The sequence below is a fragment of the Streptomyces sp. NPDC026246 genome (assembly GCF_055567995.1).
Map to the genome: position 1 here is coordinate 97,057 of NZ_JBVHPJ010000017.1, position 16,645 is coordinate 113,701.

General features: G+C 72.3%; 17 protein-coding genes. 6 read left to right on the forward strand and 11 right to left on the reverse strand.

From position 1 onward, the window contains the following. Nucleotides 1-16 precede the first annotated feature (16 nt). Together ACZ4M5_RS31585 and hemL are read right to left on the reverse strand one after the other, a co-directional pair. Nucleotides 17-706, reverse strand: a complete 690-nt coding sequence (locus ACZ4M5_RS31585) for a histidine phosphatase family protein (RefSeq protein WP_467742026.1) — start codon at nt 704-706, stop codon at nt 17-19. Nucleotides 707-726: 20 nt separating this feature from the next. After that, nucleotides 727-2,043: a glutamate-1-semialdehyde 2,1-aminomutase gene (hemL, locus tag ACZ4M5_RS31590; RefSeq protein WP_467741936.1), complete on the reverse strand. Its 1,317-nt coding sequence runs from the start codon at nt 2,041-2,043 to the stop codon at nt 727-729. A gap of 507 nt (nt 2,044-2,550) precedes the next feature. Between hemL and ACZ4M5_RS31595 the strand changes: the two genes are divergently transcribed. Beyond that, nucleotides 2,551-2,988: a hypothetical protein gene (locus ACZ4M5_RS31595; RefSeq protein WP_003974483.1), complete on the forward strand. Its 438-nt coding sequence runs from the start codon at nt 2,551-2,553 to the stop codon at nt 2,986-2,988. Nucleotides 2,989-3,032: 44 nt separating this feature from the next. On the opposite strand, the gene ACZ4M5_RS31600 is transcribed toward ACZ4M5_RS31595, so the two are convergent. Beyond that, nucleotides 3,033-4,430: an NAD(P)-binding domain-containing protein gene (locus tag ACZ4M5_RS31600; protein WP_467741938.1), complete on the reverse strand. Its 1,398-nt coding sequence runs from the start codon at nt 4,428-4,430 to the stop codon at nt 3,033-3,035. Nucleotides 4,431-4,674: 244 nt separating this feature from the next. On the opposite strand from ACZ4M5_RS31600, the gene ACZ4M5_RS31605 reads away from it, so the two are divergent. Then, nucleotides 4,675-5,040, forward strand: a complete 366-nt coding sequence (locus tag ACZ4M5_RS31605) for an ArsR/SmtB family transcription factor (RefSeq protein ID WP_467741940.1) — start codon at nt 4,675-4,677, stop codon at nt 5,038-5,040. Between the two features lie 189 nt (nt 5,041-5,229). Here ACZ4M5_RS31605 and arsB read toward each other — a convergent pair whose 3' ends face one another. Next, nucleotides 5,230-6,336 carry an ACR3 family arsenite efflux transporter gene (arsB, locus tag ACZ4M5_RS31610; RefSeq protein ID WP_467741942.1) on the reverse strand — a complete coding sequence of 369 codons (1,107 nt, stop codon included), beginning with the start codon at nt 6,334-6,336 and terminating at the stop codon, nt 5,230-5,232. Then, nucleotides 6,333-6,641, reverse strand: coding sequence for an ArsR/SmtB family transcription factor (locus tag ACZ4M5_RS31615; protein WP_467741944.1), 309 nt, complete (start codon nt 6,639-6,641; stop codon nt 6,333-6,335). Before ACZ4M5_RS31615 ends, arsB begins: the two co-directional genes overlap by 4 nt. 95 nt (nt 6,642-6,736) lie before the next feature. On the opposite strand from ACZ4M5_RS31615, the gene ACZ4M5_RS31620 reads away from it, so the two are divergent. Then, nucleotides 6,737-7,159 carry an arsenate reductase ArsC gene (locus ACZ4M5_RS31620; protein ID WP_467741946.1) on the forward strand — a complete coding sequence of 141 codons (423 nt, stop codon included), beginning with the start codon at nt 6,737-6,739 and terminating at the stop codon, nt 7,157-7,159. Between the two features lie 256 nt (nt 7,160-7,415). Here ACZ4M5_RS31620 and ACZ4M5_RS31625 read toward each other — a convergent pair whose 3' ends face one another. From ACZ4M5_RS31625 to ACZ4M5_RS31645, 5 genes are all read right to left on the reverse strand, one after another. Beyond that, nucleotides 7,416-8,969: an alpha/beta hydrolase gene (locus tag ACZ4M5_RS31625; RefSeq protein ID WP_467741948.1), complete on the reverse strand. Its 1,554-nt coding sequence runs from the start codon at nt 8,967-8,969 to the stop codon at nt 7,416-7,418. Between the two features lie 133 nt (nt 8,970-9,102). After that, nucleotides 9,103-9,453 carry a hypothetical protein gene (locus tag ACZ4M5_RS31630; RefSeq protein ID WP_467741950.1) on the reverse strand — a complete coding sequence of 117 codons (351 nt, stop codon included), beginning with the start codon at nt 9,451-9,453 and terminating at the stop codon, nt 9,103-9,105. Between the two features lie 146 nt (nt 9,454-9,599). Continuing rightward, the gene (locus ACZ4M5_RS31635) at nt 9,600-11,015 is read right to left on the reverse strand and encodes a sensor histidine kinase (RefSeq protein WP_467741952.1); all 1,416 of its coding nucleotides are present in this window, start codon (nt 11,013-11,015) and stop codon (nt 9,600-9,602) included. After that, on the reverse strand, nt 11,016-11,738 hold the full coding sequence (locus ACZ4M5_RS31640) for a response regulator transcription factor (RefSeq protein ID WP_467741954.1): 723 nt from the start codon (nt 11,736-11,738) through the stop codon (nt 11,016-11,018). 129 nt (nt 11,739-11,867) lie between these two features. Continuing rightward, nucleotides 11,868-12,944, reverse strand: coding sequence for an LLM class flavin-dependent oxidoreductase (locus tag ACZ4M5_RS31645; RefSeq protein WP_467741956.1), 1,077 nt, complete (start codon nt 12,942-12,944; stop codon nt 11,868-11,870). Between the two features lie 154 nt (nt 12,945-13,098). Here ACZ4M5_RS31645 and ACZ4M5_RS31650 point away from each other — a divergent pair, with 154 nt between their 5' ends. Together ACZ4M5_RS31650 and ACZ4M5_RS31655 are read left to right on the forward strand one after the other, a co-directional pair. Further along, nucleotides 13,099-13,434 (forward strand): YnfA family protein, encoded by a 336-nt coding sequence (locus tag ACZ4M5_RS31650; RefSeq protein WP_467741958.1) that lies wholly within the window; start codon nt 13,099-13,101, stop codon nt 13,432-13,434. A gap of 158 nt (nt 13,435-13,592) precedes the next feature. Continuing rightward, nucleotides 13,593-14,369 carry an SDR family NAD(P)-dependent oxidoreductase gene (locus ACZ4M5_RS31655; protein WP_467741960.1) on the forward strand — a complete coding sequence of 259 codons (777 nt, stop codon included), beginning with the start codon at nt 13,593-13,595 and terminating at the stop codon, nt 14,367-14,369. A gap of 11 nt (nt 14,370-14,380) precedes the next feature. Here ACZ4M5_RS31655 and ACZ4M5_RS31660 read toward each other — a convergent pair whose 3' ends face one another. Then, nucleotides 14,381-15,574, reverse strand: coding sequence for an RtcB family protein (locus ACZ4M5_RS31660; RefSeq protein ID WP_467741962.1), 1,194 nt, complete (start codon nt 15,572-15,574; stop codon nt 14,381-14,383). Nucleotides 15,575-15,745: 171 nt separating this feature from the next. Here ACZ4M5_RS31660 and ACZ4M5_RS31665 point away from each other — a divergent pair, with 171 nt between their 5' ends. Next, nucleotides 15,746-16,564, forward strand: a complete 819-nt coding sequence (locus ACZ4M5_RS31665; RefSeq protein ID WP_467741964.1) for a DUF3558 domain-containing protein — start codon at nt 15,746-15,748, stop codon at nt 16,562-16,564. The last annotated feature ends 81 nt before the right edge of the window (nt 16,565-16,645 follow it).

Sequence of the window (16,645 nt, forward strand, 5' to 3'; positions counted from 1 at the left end):
GACAGTGGTCCGGTGCCTACGCTCCGACGCCCTTGCTCTGGCCCTTCACCGGCCTGGCACCGGCACGCAGGTGCGGCGGGACCAGATCGCGGGCCGGTTCCGAGTAGCCGACCGAGACGATGCGGTCGCCGCGGTACGTGAACGTCGTCAGGGACGCCAGGGTGCACTGACGCCGGCGCGGGTCGTGCCAGAGCCGCCGCCGTTCGACGTAGGACCGGACGATCCAGATGGGCAGCTGGTGGCTCACCACGACCGCCTCGTGCCCGCGGGCCTGGTCCTTGGCGGCGCCCAGCGCGCTCATCATGCGCACCACCTGGTCGACGTACGGCTCGCCCCAGGACGGCCGGAACGGGTTGACCAGGTGCTTCCAGTTGTTCGGCTTGCGCAGCGCACCGTCGCCGACGCCGAACGTCTTGCCCTGGAAGATGTTCTCGGCCTCGATCAGCCGCTCGTCGGTCGCCAGGTCCAGCCCGTGCGCCTTGGCGATCGGCTCGGCCGTCTCCTGCGCCCGCTCCAGCGGCGAGGCGACGACGTAGGTCACGTCGCGGCCCGACAGGTGCTCGGCGACCCGGTCGGCCATGCGCCGGCCGAGGTCGGAGAGGTGGTAGCCGGGCAGCCGCCCGTAGAGGATGCCGTCCGGGTTGGCGACCTCGCCGTGCCGCATGAGGTGCACGACGGTGAGGTCGTCGTTCGTCTCGGTGGTCATGCCGTTGTCCGTCCCCTCGCTCATGCCGTCGCCTCCGCCGCCGCGCGGGCCGCCGCGGGAAGGGCGTCGGCGATGCGCTGCACGGCCCGTTCGTCGTGCGCGGTGGACACGAACCAGGACTCGAAGGAGGACGGCGGCAGGTAGACGCCGGCTGCCAGCAGGGAGTGGAAGAAGGCGGTGTAGCGGAAGGACTCCTGGGTCTTGGCGTCCTCGTAGTCGCGCACCGGTCGGTCGGTGAAGAACACCGAGAACATGTTGGAGGCGCTCTGCAGCCGGTGGGCGACGCCCTCCTTGGTGAGCGCCTCGGTGACCAGGCCCTGGATCTCCCGGGAGACGGCGTCGATCCTCGCGTACGCGGCGTCGTCGAGGAGGCGGAGCTGGGCGAGGCCGGCGGCGGTGGCGACGGGGTTGCCGGAGAGGGTGCCGGCCTGGTAGACGGGCCCGGCCGGGGCGAGGTGGGCCATCACGTCCGCACGGCCGCCGAAGGCCGCGGCGGGGAAGCCGCCGCCCATGACCTTGCCGAAGGTCATCAGGTCCGGGACGACGCCGTCGACCCCGAACCACCCGGCGCGGCTGGTCCGGAAGCCGGTCATGACCTCGTCGGAGATGTACAGGGCGCCGTTCTCGGCGCAGACGTCCTTCAGGCCCTGGTTGAAGCCGTCGGCGGGCGGGACGACGCCCATGTTGCCCGGGGACGCCTCGGTGATCACGCAGGCGATCTCACCGGGGTGGGCCCGGAAGGCCTCGCGCACGGCGTCGAGGTCGTTGTACGGCAGCACGATCGTGTCACCGGCCTGGGCGCCCGTGACGCCCGGGGTGTCGGGCAGCGCGAAGGTGGCGAGGCCGCTGCCGGCCGCGGCGAGCAGCGAGTCGACGTGCCCGTGGTAGCACCCGGCGAACTTGATCACCTTGGTGCGCCGGGTGAAGCCGCGCGCGAGCCGGATCGCCGACATGGTCGCCTCGGTGCCGCTGGACACCAGCCGCACCTGCTCCAGCGGCGCGACCCGGGCGACCATCTCCTCGGCGAGCGCGACCTCGCCCTCGCCGGGCGTACCGAAGGACGTGCCGCGGGCCACGGCGTCCTGCACGGCGGCGATCACCTCGGGGTGGGAGTGCCCGAGGATCATGGGCCCCCAGGAGCAGACGAGGTCGACGTACTCCCGCCCGTCCGCGTCGGTCAGATAGGGGCCGGTGCCGGACACCATGAACCGCGGCGTGCCGCCGACGGCTCGGAAGGCCCGCACCGGGGAGTTGACGCCGCCGGGCGTGACAGCCGCCGCGCGGTCGAACAGAGCCTGCGAGGCCGGTGCTTCATACGGATATGCGAGTTCGCTCATGACCTGCGACTTCTCCGACCTTCTCCGACGTAGTCGGGCTCCGGGTGCCAGTGACCTGTTCAGGGTAGGCCAGGGGGGCCGCGGCCCGGGGCGTGGGACAACCCGGTCCCGGGGGCGCCGGCGTCTGCGAGACTGGTCCCTGATACACGCAGCTCGAACGGCCCGGCGTGGTCAGAGGCTGCGACGGTCCCGCGGACGGATGTTTTCGCGCACGTTTCGGCGTGCGGCCGTGGGGGAGGTCACTGACACGATGATCGGGTTGCGCGGCGGGGGCGACGCGTCCTAGAAAAGCAGTCGGGTGGAGATATGCATCGCGGTGGCGGACTGGGCGAGGGGACTGATGACCTGGGTCCTCGACGCGCCCGTCGGGGCAGGCACCGGCGCGAGGCGGAGGACACGCAGGAACCACGTCGGACGCAAGGCCGGCCCGATGAACCGGAGCGCCTCGACGGACGTACTGAGGGCCAGGCGGACGATCTTCGGGCGGGGAGCAGGAATGGTGGTCGGGTGGGGGTGACGTACAAGTACTTCGGCGCGCCCGACGGCGCGACCGCGGCCCGCGTCCCGATCTCGATGCGCCCCGAGGAACTCGGCGGCGACGAACTCGGCATGAACGGCATGTTCACGAAGATCAAGCCGGAGACCATGGCCGCGATGGTGCTCACCGGCATCGAGGGCGTCCCCCTGCACAAGGTCCCGCCCCTGGAGCTGGTCGTCCTGCACCCGGACTACGCGGTGGTCAAGCTGCCCATGACGGTCGTCGACCCGCTGCGCGGGATAGGCGAGGAGGCCGTGGGAGCGGCGGCCTTCATCTGGTCCACGGTCCCGGACCGCGGCGGCCCCCGCGACGCGTTCAACGTCTACCAACTGCTGCACGAGTGGCAGGACTTCAGCCACCGCCTGCACGAGGCGGGGCACCAGCCGTACTGCTTGGTGTGGCCCTGACGCCTCGCGGGTCCGGGTCTCGCCGGCGCGGGTGTTGAGGCCGGTCACGAGCCGCAGCAGCCGCCCGCCGGAGCCTCCTCGACAGCCGTGCCTGCCGCTGCGGGCGCGAGGAGCTGCACGAGTCGCGGTTCCGGGGCTGCACAGCATCCGCCGCCGTCGGTCCGCCGGGTGTCGGGGGTGTCGAACAGGCCCGCGCCGCCGCACACTCCGGTCTCCGGGAGGGTGAGTTCGACACGGTCGGCGGAGTCGAGGTCGCCGGCGATCGCGGCGGCGACGGAGCGGACCTGCTCGTACCCGGTCAGGGCCAGGAAGGTGGGGGCGCGGCCGTAGGACTTCATCCCGACCAGGTAGACGCCCGGTTCGGGGTGGGAGAGCTCGCGGTGACCGTGCGGGTACACGGTGCCGCAGGAGTGCTGGTTCGGGTCGATCAACGGGGCCAGTTCCACCGGGGCCTGAAGACGCTCGTCCAGGCTCAGGCGCAGTTCGTCCACGAAGGCCAGGTCGGGGCGGAATCCGGTCAGCACGATCACCTCGTCGACCGGGTCGAGGCGACGTCCGTCGTCGCCCACCAGGACCACGCGGCCGTCACCGTCGCGTTCGAACGCTTCGGTGCGGAAGCCGGTGACCGCGTCCGCGTGCCCCTTGTCGACGGCGGCCTTCGCGGCGAGACCGAGGGCGCCGCGGGCGGGCAGCCGGTCGGCGGTGCCGCCGCCGAAGGTGGAGCCGGAGATGCCGCGGCGCAGGATCCACACCGCGTGCGTGCCCGTACCGTCCTCGGACTCGGCCAGCTCGGCGAGGTACGCGAGCGCGGTGAAGGCGGAGGCACCCGAGCCGACGACGGCCGTGCGCTTCCCCGCGTACCGCGCGCGTACGGCCGGGTCCTGCAGATCCGGTACGCGGTAGGTGATCCGGGCGGCCGCCGTCCTCTCGCCGAGCGCCGGCAGGCCGTTGCCGCCGGCCGGAGAGGGCGTGGCCCACGTACCCGAGGCGTCGATCACGGCGCGGGCGAGGAAGCGCTCCTCACGGCCGTCGGCGTACTCGACGTGCACGGCGAACGGCTGCCGCTCACGGTCGGAGTCGACGATCCGGTCGCGGCCGGCCCGGGAGACACCGGTGACGGTGGCCCCGGTGCGGACCCTGTCACCGAGGGCGTCCGCGAGGGGCTCCAAGTAACGCTCGGCCCACTCTCCGCCGGACGGATACGTCGCCGGGTCGGGGCGCGTCCAGCCGGTGGAGGCAAGGAGCTTCTCGGCGGCCGGGTCGACGACCTCGCCCCAGGTGGAGAACAGGCGCACGTGGCTCCACTCACGCACGGCTGCACCGGCTCGGCTGCCCGCTTCCAGGACGAGGGGCTCGATGCCGCGCTCGACGAGGTGCGTGGCGGCGGCGAGCCCGACGGGGCCGGCCCCGATGACGACGACAGGGAGCTGCTGGGTGCTCACGATGCTCGGTCTCCTTGAGAGGCGAAGGGGGTCGGTGTGCGTGCGTGAGGGAGGTCGGCTGGGTGTGCTGCCGACGTTCGGCTGCCCGCGTGGCGCCGGCGCCGACCCGGGCGCAGCTGGCGCAGCCGCTGACGCCGGCCGTACGGAGAGTGGTGGCCACGGCCATCCCTTGCTTCGACGCCTGTCGATATCCGCGTACGCCTCGGAGCTTGCCACCCGTATCGACGAGTGTCAACATAGACGCATGTCGAAATCAGAGGTGGCGGAACTTCCCGTCCTGCAGGACGGTGACGTCGTGCCGTGCTGCCCGCCGATCACCGCCGGAGAGCTGTCCCCGGCGGACGCGGAGAAGATGGCCGCCATGTTCAAGGCGCTGTCGGACCCGGTGCGCCTGCGCCTGTTCTCCAAGATCGCCTCGCATCCGGGCGGGGAGGCGTGCGTGTGCGACATCGCGGACGTCGGCGTGTCCCAGCCGACCGTCTCCCACCACCTCAAGAAGCTGCGCGAGGCCGGCCTGCTGACCTCCGAGCGGCGCGGCACCTGGGTCTACTACCAGGTCGCCCCGTCCGTGGTGGCGGCCATGGCCGCGATGCTCGATCCACGCGGCTGACCGCCGCCCGAGCCGGGCTGCGGTCAAGCGCCGCGACCGGGCGGGCGGCAGCGCAGCAGGTATGCCCTGAGGGCGTCCACGCGGTGAGCCATGGTGGCGCGGTCGGCGCGGTGGACAACCTGCCTGCCCCCACTTGCGGGACCACGGCTCCACCGGCGCGGCAGCATGACCAGCCGTCCGTGTGCTGCGTCACGGTGCCGTCGTCACCGCACCGGCGGCGAACTTCTTACGCCAGGCCAGTGCGACGTGGACCAGGCCGATCAGCACCGGGACTTCGATGAGCGGGCCGACCACGCCGGACAGGGCCTGGCCGGAGGTGACGCCGAAGGTGGCGATGGCGACCGCGATGGCCAGCTCGAAGTTGTTGCCCGCCGCGGTGAACGCCAGCGTGGTGGTGCGGTCGTAGGCGAGCCCGAGGCCCTTGCCGAGGAGGAAGGTGCCGAAGAACATGACCGCGAAGTACACCAGCAGCGGCAGCGCGATGCGGGCGACGTCCAGGGGGTGGGAGGTGATGGTCCCACCCTGCAGGGCGAAGAGGACGACGATCGTGAACAGCAGCCCGTACAGCGCCCAGGGGCCGATCTTCGGCAGGAAGCGGGACTCGTAACCCTCGCGACCCGCCTTCTTCTCGCCGAGCCGGCGGGTCAGGAAGCCGGCCAGCAGTGGGACGCCCAAGAAGACGACCACGTTGACAGCGATCTCCCGCATCGAGATGTCCAGATGCTCCCGGTCGCCCAGGCCCATCCAGCCGGGCAGCAGGTCGAGGTAGAACCAGCCCAGCAGACCGAACGCCAGGACCTGGAAGAGGGAGTTCAGGGCGACCAGTACGGCCGCGGCCTCGCGGTCGCCGCAGGCGAGGTCGTTCCAGATGATCACCATGGCGATGCAGCGGGCCAGGCCGACGATGATCAGTCCGGTGCGGTACTCGGGCAGGTCCGGCAGGAAGATCCACGCCAGGGCGAACATCACCGCCGGTCCGAGGATCCAGTTGACGACCAGGGAGGAGATCATCAGCTTCCGGTCGCCGGTGACGGCGTCCAGCCGGTCGTAGCGGACCTTGGCCAGGACCGGATACATCATGATCAGCAGGCCGAGCGCGATCGGCAGGGAGATACCGCCGATCTCCACCTTCGCCAGCGCGTCATCCAGCCCCGGAACAACCCGTCCGAGCCCGAGGCCGACGGCCATGGCGAGGAGGATCCACACCGCCAGGTAGCGGTCGAGGGTGGAGAGCTTCTCGACGATCGAGTCGTCACCGCCGCCAGTCCGCGCGATGGTGGGCTCGGTGGAGGTCACGGGCAGGCCCTCTTGTTCGCGGCGGCGGTGCGGGCGGAGGCGGCGAGTTCGGCGAACTGCTCGGACAGGCCGGCCAGGACCTCGGGCTTGAGCTTGTAGTAGGTATAGCGGCCGCAGGGCTCGGTCTCCACGATCCCGGCCTCGCGCAGCACCTTCATATGGTTGGAGAGGTTGGTCTGCTTGGCTCCGGTCTCCTCGACCAGATGCGTCGTGCAGAGCGTCTCGCGCGCCAGGAGGGTCACGATCCGCAGTCGGAGCGGATCGCCCAGCACCCGGATCACATCAGGGTCGACTGAAGTCAGCATGCGCTGATACTTTCACATCGCCGCTCGCTGATACCAGCGAAGGCTGAAGTCATCGGCGGCCGGGTTCCGCCGTGCGACAAGAGAGAACGATCATCATGGCCGACAAGCCGTCCGTCCTGTTCGTCTGCGTCCACAACGCCGGCCGCTCCCAGATGGCCGCCGCGTGGCTGACCCACCTGGCCGGCGACCGCGTCGAGGTCCGCTCCGCCGGCTCCGCCCCCGGCGCTCAGGTCAACCCGGCCGCCGTCGAGGCCATGACCGAGGTGGGCATCGACATCTCCGAGGAAACGCCGAAGATCCTCACCGTCGACGCGGTCCGCGAGTCGGACGTCTGCATCACGATGGGCTGCGGCGACACCTGTCCCGTCTTCCCCGGCAAGCGCTACCTCGACTGGAAGCTCGACGACCCGGCCGGCCAGGGCGTCGAGGCCGTCCGCCCCATCCGCGACGAGATCAAGAGCCTGGTCGAGGGCCTGATCGCCGAGATCGCCCCGGAGAAGCCGGGGGCGACGGCGTGAGCTGGATACGCGAGGTCGTCAGGTCGTCCTGACCGGGCGCCTACGCCACGAGCGGTTGCCGGCCACGCTGCACGAGGGCGCCGTCCCGCCGCACGCGTCATCAGGAAGCGCCGGGTCAGCGCCTCGCCGTCCCCCATCCCCGCACGAGGGGCAGGACTTCAGCCACCGCCTGCACGAGGCGGGGCATCAGCCGTATTGCCTGGTGTGGTCCTGAACCGCTGAGGTGCCCCGCCCCTCGCCGGGCGGCGGGCGGGCCTCAGGACATGGTGCCCCGGCACACCGTCCCCCTGGCCGGGGTGCGGCCCGTGCGGAGGTACGTGTCGACGGCCTCCTTGACGCAGCGGTTCTGCGGGTAGGTGCCGTGGCCCTCCTCCTCGGCCGTCAGGAGCACGCCGACACCGTCGCCCAGGGCGCGGGCCATGTGGCGGGCGCCGGCATACGGGGTGGTCGGGTCCCCGGTGCCGCCGACCACGAGGACGGGGGCCGCGCCGTCGGCGTTCACCCGGGGCGTGACGCGCTCACCGTCGAACGGCCAGTCGTAACAGAGGTAGACACCGGCGGACCAGGCCGCGCCGAAGACGGGTGAGGCGGCCTCGACGCGGCTCGCGTCCCGTTCGAGGCCTTCGAAGTCCGGGCGCAGGCTGGAGTCCGCGCAGGTGATCGCGGTCCGGGCGACGCGGTTGTCGTCCGGCGGGGTCGCCCCGCGGCCGGCGGAACCCGTGGCGGCCGCGCCGTCGTACAGCGGACCGCCGTCGTTGTGGTCGATCAGCGCGGTGAGGGCCTTGGCGAGCGGCGGCCAGCCGTCCGTGCCGAGGACGAGGTGGTCGCCGACGCGGTGGGCGAGGTCGTCGGCGTCCAGCGTCCTCCCGCCGCCGGCCGGGGCGGGCTTCTTCTCCAGACGATCGGCCAGCCGCGCCATGCGTCGCGCGGCCTCCTGTGGCCCGTCGCCGGTCGGGCAGCGGCGGACACGGGCCGCGCAGTGCGCGGCGAACCGGTCGAACGCCGCCTGGACCGCCTTGACCTGCGACACCTGCTCCTCGCTGAGGTCCTCGGTCGGATCGACGGGCGCTTCGAGGACGAGCCGCCCGACGTGCGACGGGTGCAGGTGGGCGTACACCGCGCCGAGCGCCGTTCCGTACGAGACCCCGAAGTAGTGCAGCCGCTCGTCGCCGAGGAGGTAGCGCATCAGGTCGAGGTCGCGCGCGGTGTGCGAGGTACCGATGTACGGGAGCAGCGCCCGGGAGTGCTCGGCGCAGGCGTTGGCCCCCTCGTAGCGCGTGCCGTCCGCTGTCTCTCCGCAGCGCAACGGGATGGTCGCGCCGACGCCTCGCGGATCGAAGGAGACCAGGTCGTAGCGGTCGAGGAGCGGCGCGTACTGGTTGATCCGCTCGGGCAGTCCGCTCACGCCGGACGCGCCGGGGCCACCGAAGTTGAGGAGGAGCGAGCCGATGCGCCGGGCGTTCGGGCCGGTGGCCTTGCGGCGGATCAAGGCGACGTCGATCGTCCTGCCGTCCGGTTTCCGGTAGTCGAGCGGGGTCTTCATGACGGCACAGTCGTAGCCGGTGCGCGCGGCGGGCGGCGAGGTGCAGCGGGACCAGTGCAGGCGCTGGCCGGTGGTGAGCGCGGCGGGCAGACCGGCGGGCGGGTTGTCCGCGGTGAACTCCGTACGCGGCTCGGCACTCCGGCCGTCGGCGTCGCGCTGGAGCCAGGCGCCGACGGCCCCGATCGCGGCGAGGACGACCCCCGCGACGATCATGGCAACGGCCGACAGGCCCGGTCTGCGGTTGCGTATCGGATATGCGTCCCTCATCGAAATCCCCCCGCGCTCCCGCCCCTGGACGCCCGCCCCGTGCGCGCATGCCGATGCTCGTGATCGTCCGATCGTCGAATGCGTGCAGAGTACAAGCCCCATACGGCAGTTGAGCGGGATCGGTGGGCTGTGGTCAGTCCCCCTGGGACCAGGCGGCCACCGGCAGGGACAGGTAGACGCCGACGTCGCGCAGGCCCGTCGCCGCCGTGAGGGCGTCGTGCAGGCCGTCCACCCGGTCCTGACGGTCGGCCGCCCTGCTCTCGAACCACTTCGACCGCACCTCGACGACCACGTCCAGGCCGCTGCGGTCCAGCGGGCCGAGCCGTCGGAAGCGCAGCTCCACGTCACCGGGTTGCAGGTCCCCGTCGTAGGGCTCCTCGGGGCACTCCACCGCCAGGGACACCAGGTGCGGGAGCACCGCGGCGAGTTCGCGCAGCGTCTCGTCGGGGATGTGCGGGGCGCAGGTGATCTCTACGAGGGGCATCGGGGCAGCGTACCCACCGCCGGAACCGCGCCCGGCCGGGACGTGCCGGGCCGCGGCATCGCGGGACGGGACGTGCCGCGGCATGGCGGGACGGTCAGGTGCCGCGGCATCGCGGGACGGTCAGGTGCCGCGGCATGGGGGGACGGTCAGGTGCCGCCGCCCACCGTGAAGCCGATCGCCGTCCCGCCGCCCTTGCGCCGGTACGCGAACGGCGCACCGCCGTGGGCGAGGGCCACCTCGCGCACGATGGACAGGCCGAGTCCCGAGCCCGGCAGGGAGCGGGCGTCGGCGGCCCGGTAGAAGCGGTCGAAGACGCGGTCGAGGTCCTGGTCGGCGATGCCGGGCCCGCGGTCGAGGACCTCGACGCGGATCGTGCCGGGCCGGGCGGGCCCGGAGACGACGATCTCCACCGGGTGCCTGCCGCCCTGGTCGAACTTCAGGGCGTTCTCGACCAGGTTGGACAGCGCCCGGGTCAGCATCGCGGGGCGCCCGTCGGTCGTGGTGTCGCCGCTCGTGCGCAGCGCGATCTCCCGGCCACTGCGGCGCCGGGCGAGCCCGGCCACCTCCTCGGCGACACCGGCGACGTCCACGCGCTGCGGCGGCTCCCTGTCGGACTGCCCGGCGGCCAGGTCGACCAGTTCGTTGACCAGGTCGGTCAGCTCGCGGGCCTCCTGGCCCAGGTCGGCGACGAGCTCCTCCCGGGCCTGCGGCGGCAGTTCGTCGATCCGGCGCAGCAGGGAGATGTTCGTGCGCAGCGAGGTGAGCGGGGTGCGCAACTCGTGGCCCGCGTCCTGCACCAGCCGGCGCTGGTCCTCCTCGGACTGGGCCAGCCGGCCCAGCATGCGGTCGAAGGCCCGGCCCAGCCGGCCCACCTCGTCGTTCCCGGCCACGGGCACCTGGACGCCCAGGCGGCGGGTGCGGGCGACGTCCTCGGCGGCGTCGGTGAGCACGACGAGACGGCGGGTGATGCGCCGGGCCAGCCACCAGCCGAACAGCCCGGCGCCGACCACGACCGCGGCCACCAGCAGCAGCGTCCGCTGCTGGAGCACCCGCAGCAGATCCTCGACGTCGCTGAACTCCTGGGCGATCTGCACCGCGCCCCGCCCGCCGCCCAGGGAGACCGTCGCGACGCGGTAGACGTCGTCACCGACGTCGACGTCCCGGTGCTGGGCGACCTGCCCGGAGGTCCTCGCTCCCGCGATCCGCACGTCGGTGCCGGTGACCGGCAGGCCCGGGCTGCCCCGGTCCACGACCCGCCCGTCCGGCCCGAGCACCTGCACGTCCGTGCGGGCGGGCCGCACCAGGTCGTGCCCCGGCGCGGCGGAGGAGAAGTCGCCGGGCGCCATGCGGTTCTGGCGGACCTCGTCACGCAGGTCCTGCACGACCTCGTCGAACACCGTCTGCTGGTCCACCCGCACCAGCCGGGCCGCCGCACTGTAGGACAGGATGCCGATCAGGATGGTCACGGCCGCCGTCACCACCGCGAACGACACGGCGAGGGTGGTGCGCAGCGAGACCAGCTTCGGCCGGCGTCCGGCGATCAGCCGGCCGAGGCGGCCCACTCAGTCCTCCCGCAGGACGTAACCCACGCCACGCACCGTGTGGATCAGCTGCGGCGCGTCCGGCTGGTCGAGCTTGCGGCGCAGGTAGCCGACGTAGACGGCGAGGTTCTTGGAGCCCGGGCCGAAGTCGTAGCCCCAGATGCGGTCGTAGATCGTGGAGTGGTCGAGGACGATGTCCGCGTTGCGCACGAGCAGTTCCAGCAGCTCGAACTCGGTGCGGGTGAGCTCCAGCTCGCGGCTGCCGCGCCAGGCGCGGCGCGCCTGCGGGTCCATGCGGATGCCGGCCGCCTCGACGAACCGGTCGGGCTCCGGCCGGGGCGCCTCGGCGGGGACGGCCACGCCCCCGGCCTCCACCGGGCTGGTGCGGCGCAGCAGGGCGCGCAGCCGGGCGAAGACCTCCTCGACGTCGAAGGGCTTGACCACGTAGTCGTCCGCGCCCGCGTCGAGTCCGGCGATGCGGTCCGCCGTCTCCACGAGGGCGGTCAGCATCAGCACCGGCGTCCGGTCCCCCTCGGCACGCAGCACCCGGCACACCTGGAGCCCGTCGATGCCGGGCATCATCACGTCCAGGACGAGGACGTCGGGGCGGCTGCGGTGGGCCTGCGCCAGGGCCTCGACACCGTCGGCGACCGCCGTGACCTGGTATCCCTCCAGGGTCAGGGCGCGCTCCAGGGCGTTGCGGATGGCGCGGTCGTCTTCGGCGAGCAGCACGGTGTGGGGCACGCGTCCAGTGTGCCAAGCCACGCGGTCCCGGGGACGGCACGGGCTGCGCCGGGGCGTCCTTCTTACTGCCCTCTCACCGGGCCGGCCCGCCCCGGCCCGCAGCCCTGCGGCCCCGGGGCCGGCGCCCGATCAGCGGCGCGGGGCGGCCAGCCGCGAGGCGTGCGTCGGGGCGTCCGGCACGTCCGCCGGGCGGTCGACGGCGAACTCCTTGCGCAGCACCGGCACGACCTCCTCGCCGAGCAGGTCGATCTGCTCCAGGACGGTCTTCAGCGGCAGTCCGGCGTGGTCCACCAGGAACAGCTGGCGCTGGTAGTCGCCGGCGTAGTCGCGGAAGGCCAGGGTCTTCTCGATCACCTGCTGCGGGGAGCCCACCGTCAGCGGCGTCTGGTCCTGGAAGTCCTCCAGCGACGGCCCGTGCCCGTACACCGGCGCGACGTCGAAGTAGGGGCGGAACTCGCGCACCGCGTCCTGGGAGTTCCTCCGCATGAACACGTGCCCGCCGAGGCCGACGATCGCCTGCTCGGGGGTGCCGTGCCCGTGGTGCGCGTAACGCTCCCGGTAGAGCTCGACCATGCGCCGGGTGTGGTCGGCCGGCCAGAAGATGTTGTTGTGGAAGAAGCCGTCACCGTAGTACGCGGCCTGCTCGGCGATCTCGGGCGAGCGGATCGAGCCGTGCCAGACGAACGGCGGTACGCCGTCCAGCGGGCGCGGGGTGGCGGTGAAGCCCTGCAGGGGCGTGCGGAACCTGCCCTCCCAGTCGACGCGCTCCTCGCGCCACAGCCGGTGCAGCAGGGCGTAGTTCTCCAGGGCGAGCGGGATGCCCTGGCGGATGTCCTGGCCGAACCAGGGGTAGACCGGGGCGGTGTTGCCGCGGCCCAGCATCAGGTCGACCCGGCCGTCGGCCAGGTGCTGGAGCATCGCGAAGTCCTCGGCGATCTTCACCGGGTCGTTGGTGGTGATGAGGGTGGTGGCCGTGGAGAGGATCAGCCGCTCGGTGCGGGCGGCGATGTAGCCGAGCATCGTGGTGGGCGAGGACGGCACGAACGGCGGGTTGTGGTGCTCGCCGGTCGCGAACACGTCGAGCCCGGCCTCCTCGGCCTTCAGCGCGATGGCGACCATGGCCTTGATGCGCTCGCGCTCGGTCGGCGTCCGGCCGGTGGTCGGGTCGGGCGTGACGTCGCCGACGCTGAAGATCCCGAACTGCATGGTCGCTCACCCTCCAGGTGGTTTACGGTTCAACTATACCTGGGGAACAGCCACCCGCAGGAGCCTGTTCCCGGCGCACCGGTGCCCGCCCGGGCGCCGGGGCCGAACTGGGCGCACCCGGGCCGCACCGCGCCCGCATGCGAAGCTGACCGCCATGTTCGTGCTGCGCTCCGCCGCCCTGTTCGTCCTGGCCGCCCTCCTGGAGATCGGCGGCGCCTGGCTCGTCTGGCAGGGCGTACGCGAACACAAGGGGTGGCTCTGGGCGGCCGGCGGCGTCCTCGCCCTCGGCGCCTACGGTTTCGTCGCGACGTTCCAGCCCGACGCCCACTTCGGCCGCGTCCTCGCCGCGTACGGCGGCATCTTCGTCGCCGGCTCGATCCTGTGGGGCGTCGTCGCGGACGGCTACCGCCCGGACCGCTGGGACATCACGGGCGCGCTGATCTGCCTGGCCGGCATGGCCGTGATCATGTACGCCCCCCGGGGCGACTGACCCCCCGCCCTGCACGCGCCTCCGCACGGCCGGACCGGCCCTCCCCTCCCCCGAGCACCCACGCCGCCCACCGCGGGGCCCCGCCTATCCTGGCCCCAGGTCCGCCCGCCGGCCCGAACCCACGCGAGAACCGCCCGCACCCCGCCCGAGGAGCACCCATGGCCACCGCCGCCCCGTCCGCCGCCTCCCGCATCGCCGTCGTCACGGGTGCGAGCAGCGGCATCGGCGCCGCCACGGCCCGGCAGCTCGCCGCCGCGGGCTACCGCGTCGTCCTGACCGCCCGCCGCAAGGACCGCATCGAGGCCCTGGCCGAGGAGATCGGCAAGGCCGGCCACCAGGCCACGGCCTACCCCCTCGACGTCACCGACCGGGCCGCCGTCGACGAGTTCGCCACCGCCTTCAAGACCATCGGCGTGCTGGTCAACAACGCGGGCGGAGCGCTCGGCGCCGACCCGGTCGCCACCGGCGACCCGGACGACTGGCGCCGGATGTACGAGACCAACGTCATCGGCACCCTCAACCTCACCCAGGCCCTGCTGCCCAAGCTGATCGACAGCGGCGACGGCACGGTCGTGGTCGTGTCCTCGACGGCCGGCCACGGCACCTACGAGGGCGGCGGTGGCTACGTCGCCGCCAAGCACGGCGCGCACGTCCTGGCCGAGACCCTGCGCCTGGAGATCGTCGGGCAGCCGGTCCGCGTCATCGAGGTCGCCCCCGGGATGGTCAGGACGGAGGAGTTCGCCCTGACCCGCTTCGGCGGCGACCGGGAGAAGGCGGAGAAGGTCTACCAGGGCGTCGCCGAGCCCCTCACCGCCGACGACGTGGCCGAGACGATCACCTGGGCGGTCACCCGCCCCGCCCACGTCAACGTCGACCTCCTGGTCCTGCGTCCCCGCGCCCAGGCCTCCAACACCAAGGTGCACCGGGAGGCGTAGGGCCCCGGGACTCAGCCCTTCACGCAGACCACCTGCTTGAGCTTGGCCACGACCTCGACCAGGTCCCGCTGCTGGTCGATGACCTGCTCGATCGGCTTGTAGGCGCCGGGGATCTCGTCGACGACACCGGAGTCCTTGCGGCACTCCACGCCCTGGGTCTGCTGCTCCAGGTCCTTCGTCGTGAACCGGCGCTTGGCCGCGGTGCGGCTCATCCGCCGGCCCGCGCCGTGCGAGGCCGAGTTGAAGGACTTCGCGTTGCCGAGGCCCTTCACGATGTACGACCCCGTGCCCATGGAGCCCGGGATGATCCCGTACTCGCCGGAGCCGGCCCGGATCGCGCCCTTGCGGGTCACGAGCAGGTCCATCCCGTCGTAGCGCTCCTCGGCCACGTAGTTGTGGTGCGCGCTGATCTCCGGCTCGAAGACGGGCTTCGCCTTCTTGAACTCCTTGCGGACCACGTCCTTCAGGAGCGCCATCATGATCGAGCGGTTGTGCTTCGCGTACTCCTGCGCCCAGAACAGGTCGTTGCGGTACGCCGCCATCTGCGGGGTGTCCGCCACGAAGACGGCGAGGTCGCGGTCGACCAGCCCCTGGTTGTGCGGGAGGTTCCGGGCCACTCCGATGTGATGCTCGGCCAGTTCCTTGCCGATGTTCCGGGAACCGGAGTGCAGCATCAACCAGACGGAACCAGTCGTATCCGTGCAGACCTCAACAAAGTGGTTGCCGGATCCGAGCGTCCCCATCTGCTTCCCGGCCCGTTCCTGACGGAACTTGACCGCTTCCGCCACCCCGTCGAACCGCCCCCAGAAGTCGTCCCAGCCGCCGGTCGCCATGCCGTGGAAGCGGCCCGGGTCGACCGGGTCGTCGTGCATCCCCCGGCCCACCGGGATGGCCTGCTCGATCTTCGAGCGCAGCCGGGACAGGTCGCCCGGCAGGTCGTTCACCGTCAGGGACGTCCGCACCGCCGACATGCCACAGCCGATGTCCACACCGACCGCCGCCGGGCACACCGCGCCCTGCATGGCGATGACCGAGCCGACCGTCGCGCCCTTGCCGTAGTGCACGTCCGGCATGACGGCCAGGCCCTTGATCCACGGCAGCGTCGCGACGTTGCGGAGCTGCTGGAGCGCCGACTCCTCGACCGACGCCGGGTCGGTCCACATCCGGATCGGCACCTTCGCGCCCGGCATCTCTACATACGACATAGCGTCCTCAATCCCCCGTAACCCAACAGAAGTCCTCAAGCGCAAATACCGGAGCCAAGGTCGACGAAAGGGAAATCGGACCGGCGTTCACGGCAGTGCGTGCGATACACATTGTGTCCATCGCCCGCCCCACGGCGGCAAGGCAATATCCGTCTCGAGAGGAGCCACCACGTGCAACGGAAGGCCTGCGCGTCCGGTGTCGCCGCGCTCCTCGCGGCGCTGCTGGCGGGCTGCACCGGCGGTTCCGGCGACGGCGGCACCACGGACGACTCCAACCCCGGGGACACCGGCACCGCGTCGGCCGCGGCGGAGCCCGGCCGCTACCGCACCCTGCCCCAGCCCTGTGACGCGCCCGGCCGGGCCTCGCTGGACGAACTCCTGCCCGGCATCCGGCAGATCGGCGACGGGGAGCAGCGCGAGCGCGCGTACGAGGGCTCCGCGACGAGCACGTTCGACACGGACCGCCGGGTGGGCTGCCGCTGGAAGGTGGACGCCCCGGACGCCACGAACCACCTGCTGATCGACTTCGAGCGGGTCGTGTCCTACGACACCGCCGTCAGCGACGACAACCAGGCGGAGCGGCTGTTCGGGGAGAAGGAGGCGTCGGCGCACCTGCCCGAGCCGGTCGCCACCGAGTCCGCGTCCGCGTCCGGCTCACCGACCGGAAGCGCGTCCGGCACCCCGAGCGGTTCCCCGTCGCCGTCCGGCTCCTCCTCGCCGTCGGCGGCCGGTTCGGCGACGCCGGCCGAGCTGCGCCCGCGCGTGCTGGAGGATCTGGGTGACGAGGCGTTCCTCGACGACGAGCTGAGCAGCTCCGGTTCGACGGCCGAGCAGCGGACGGTGACTGTGGCGTTCCGCACGTCCAACGTCATCGTGACCATCGAGTACGCGGAGCAGCCCGCGACGGCCGGCGTCGTTCCGGACAGCGAGGAAATGCAGGACAGGGCGCAGAAACTGGCCCTGCAGCTGGCCGATTCGCTGGGTGACTGAGGCCGTTTCGCGGTGTCCTCACACGGGGTCCGCGCGTACCCGAAGGACGAACACACGCTCGCCTCACCGCGTACCGTGACC

Excerpts from the sequence above, each read along its gene's own strand:
- ACZ4M5_RS31585 (WP_467742026.1), bottom strand. The coding sequence starts at position 706 with ATGACCACCGAGACGAACGACGACCTCACCGTCGTGCACCTCATGCGG.
- hemL (WP_467741936.1), bottom strand. The coding sequence starts at position 2,043 with ATGAGCGAACTCGCATATCCGTATGAAGCACCGGCCTCGCAGGCTCTG.
- ACZ4M5_RS31605 (WP_467741940.1), top strand. The coding sequence starts at position 4,675 with ATGTCGAAATCAGAGGTGGCGGAACTTCCCGTCCTGCAGGACGGTGAC.
- ACZ4M5_RS31615 (WP_467741944.1), bottom strand. The coding sequence starts at position 6,641 with ATGCTGACTTCAGTCGACCCTGATGTGATCCGGGTGCTGGGCGATCCG.
- ACZ4M5_RS31620 (WP_467741946.1), top strand. The coding sequence starts at position 6,737 with ATGGCCGACAAGCCGTCCGTCCTGTTCGTCTGCGTCCACAACGCCGGC.
- ACZ4M5_RS31625 (WP_467741948.1), bottom strand. The coding sequence starts at position 8,969 with ATGAGGGACGCATATCCGATACGCAACCGCAGACCGGGCCTGTCGGCC.
- ACZ4M5_RS31630 (WP_467741950.1), bottom strand. The coding sequence starts at position 9,453 with ATGCCCCTCGTAGAGATCACCTGCGCCCCGCACATCCCCGACGAGACG.
- ACZ4M5_RS31645 (WP_467741956.1), bottom strand. The coding sequence starts at position 12,944 with ATGCAGTTCGGGATCTTCAGCGTCGGCGACGTCACGCCCGACCCGACC.
- ACZ4M5_RS31650 (WP_467741958.1), top strand. The coding sequence starts at position 13,099 with ATGTTCGTGCTGCGCTCCGCCGCCCTGTTCGTCCTGGCCGCCCTCCTG.
- ACZ4M5_RS31655 (WP_467741960.1), top strand. The coding sequence starts at position 13,593 with ATGGCCACCGCCGCCCCGTCCGCCGCCTCCCGCATCGCCGTCGTCACG.
- ACZ4M5_RS31660 (WP_467741962.1), bottom strand. The coding sequence starts at position 15,574 with ATGTCGTATGTAGAGATGCCGGGCGCGAAGGTGCCGATCCGGATGTGG.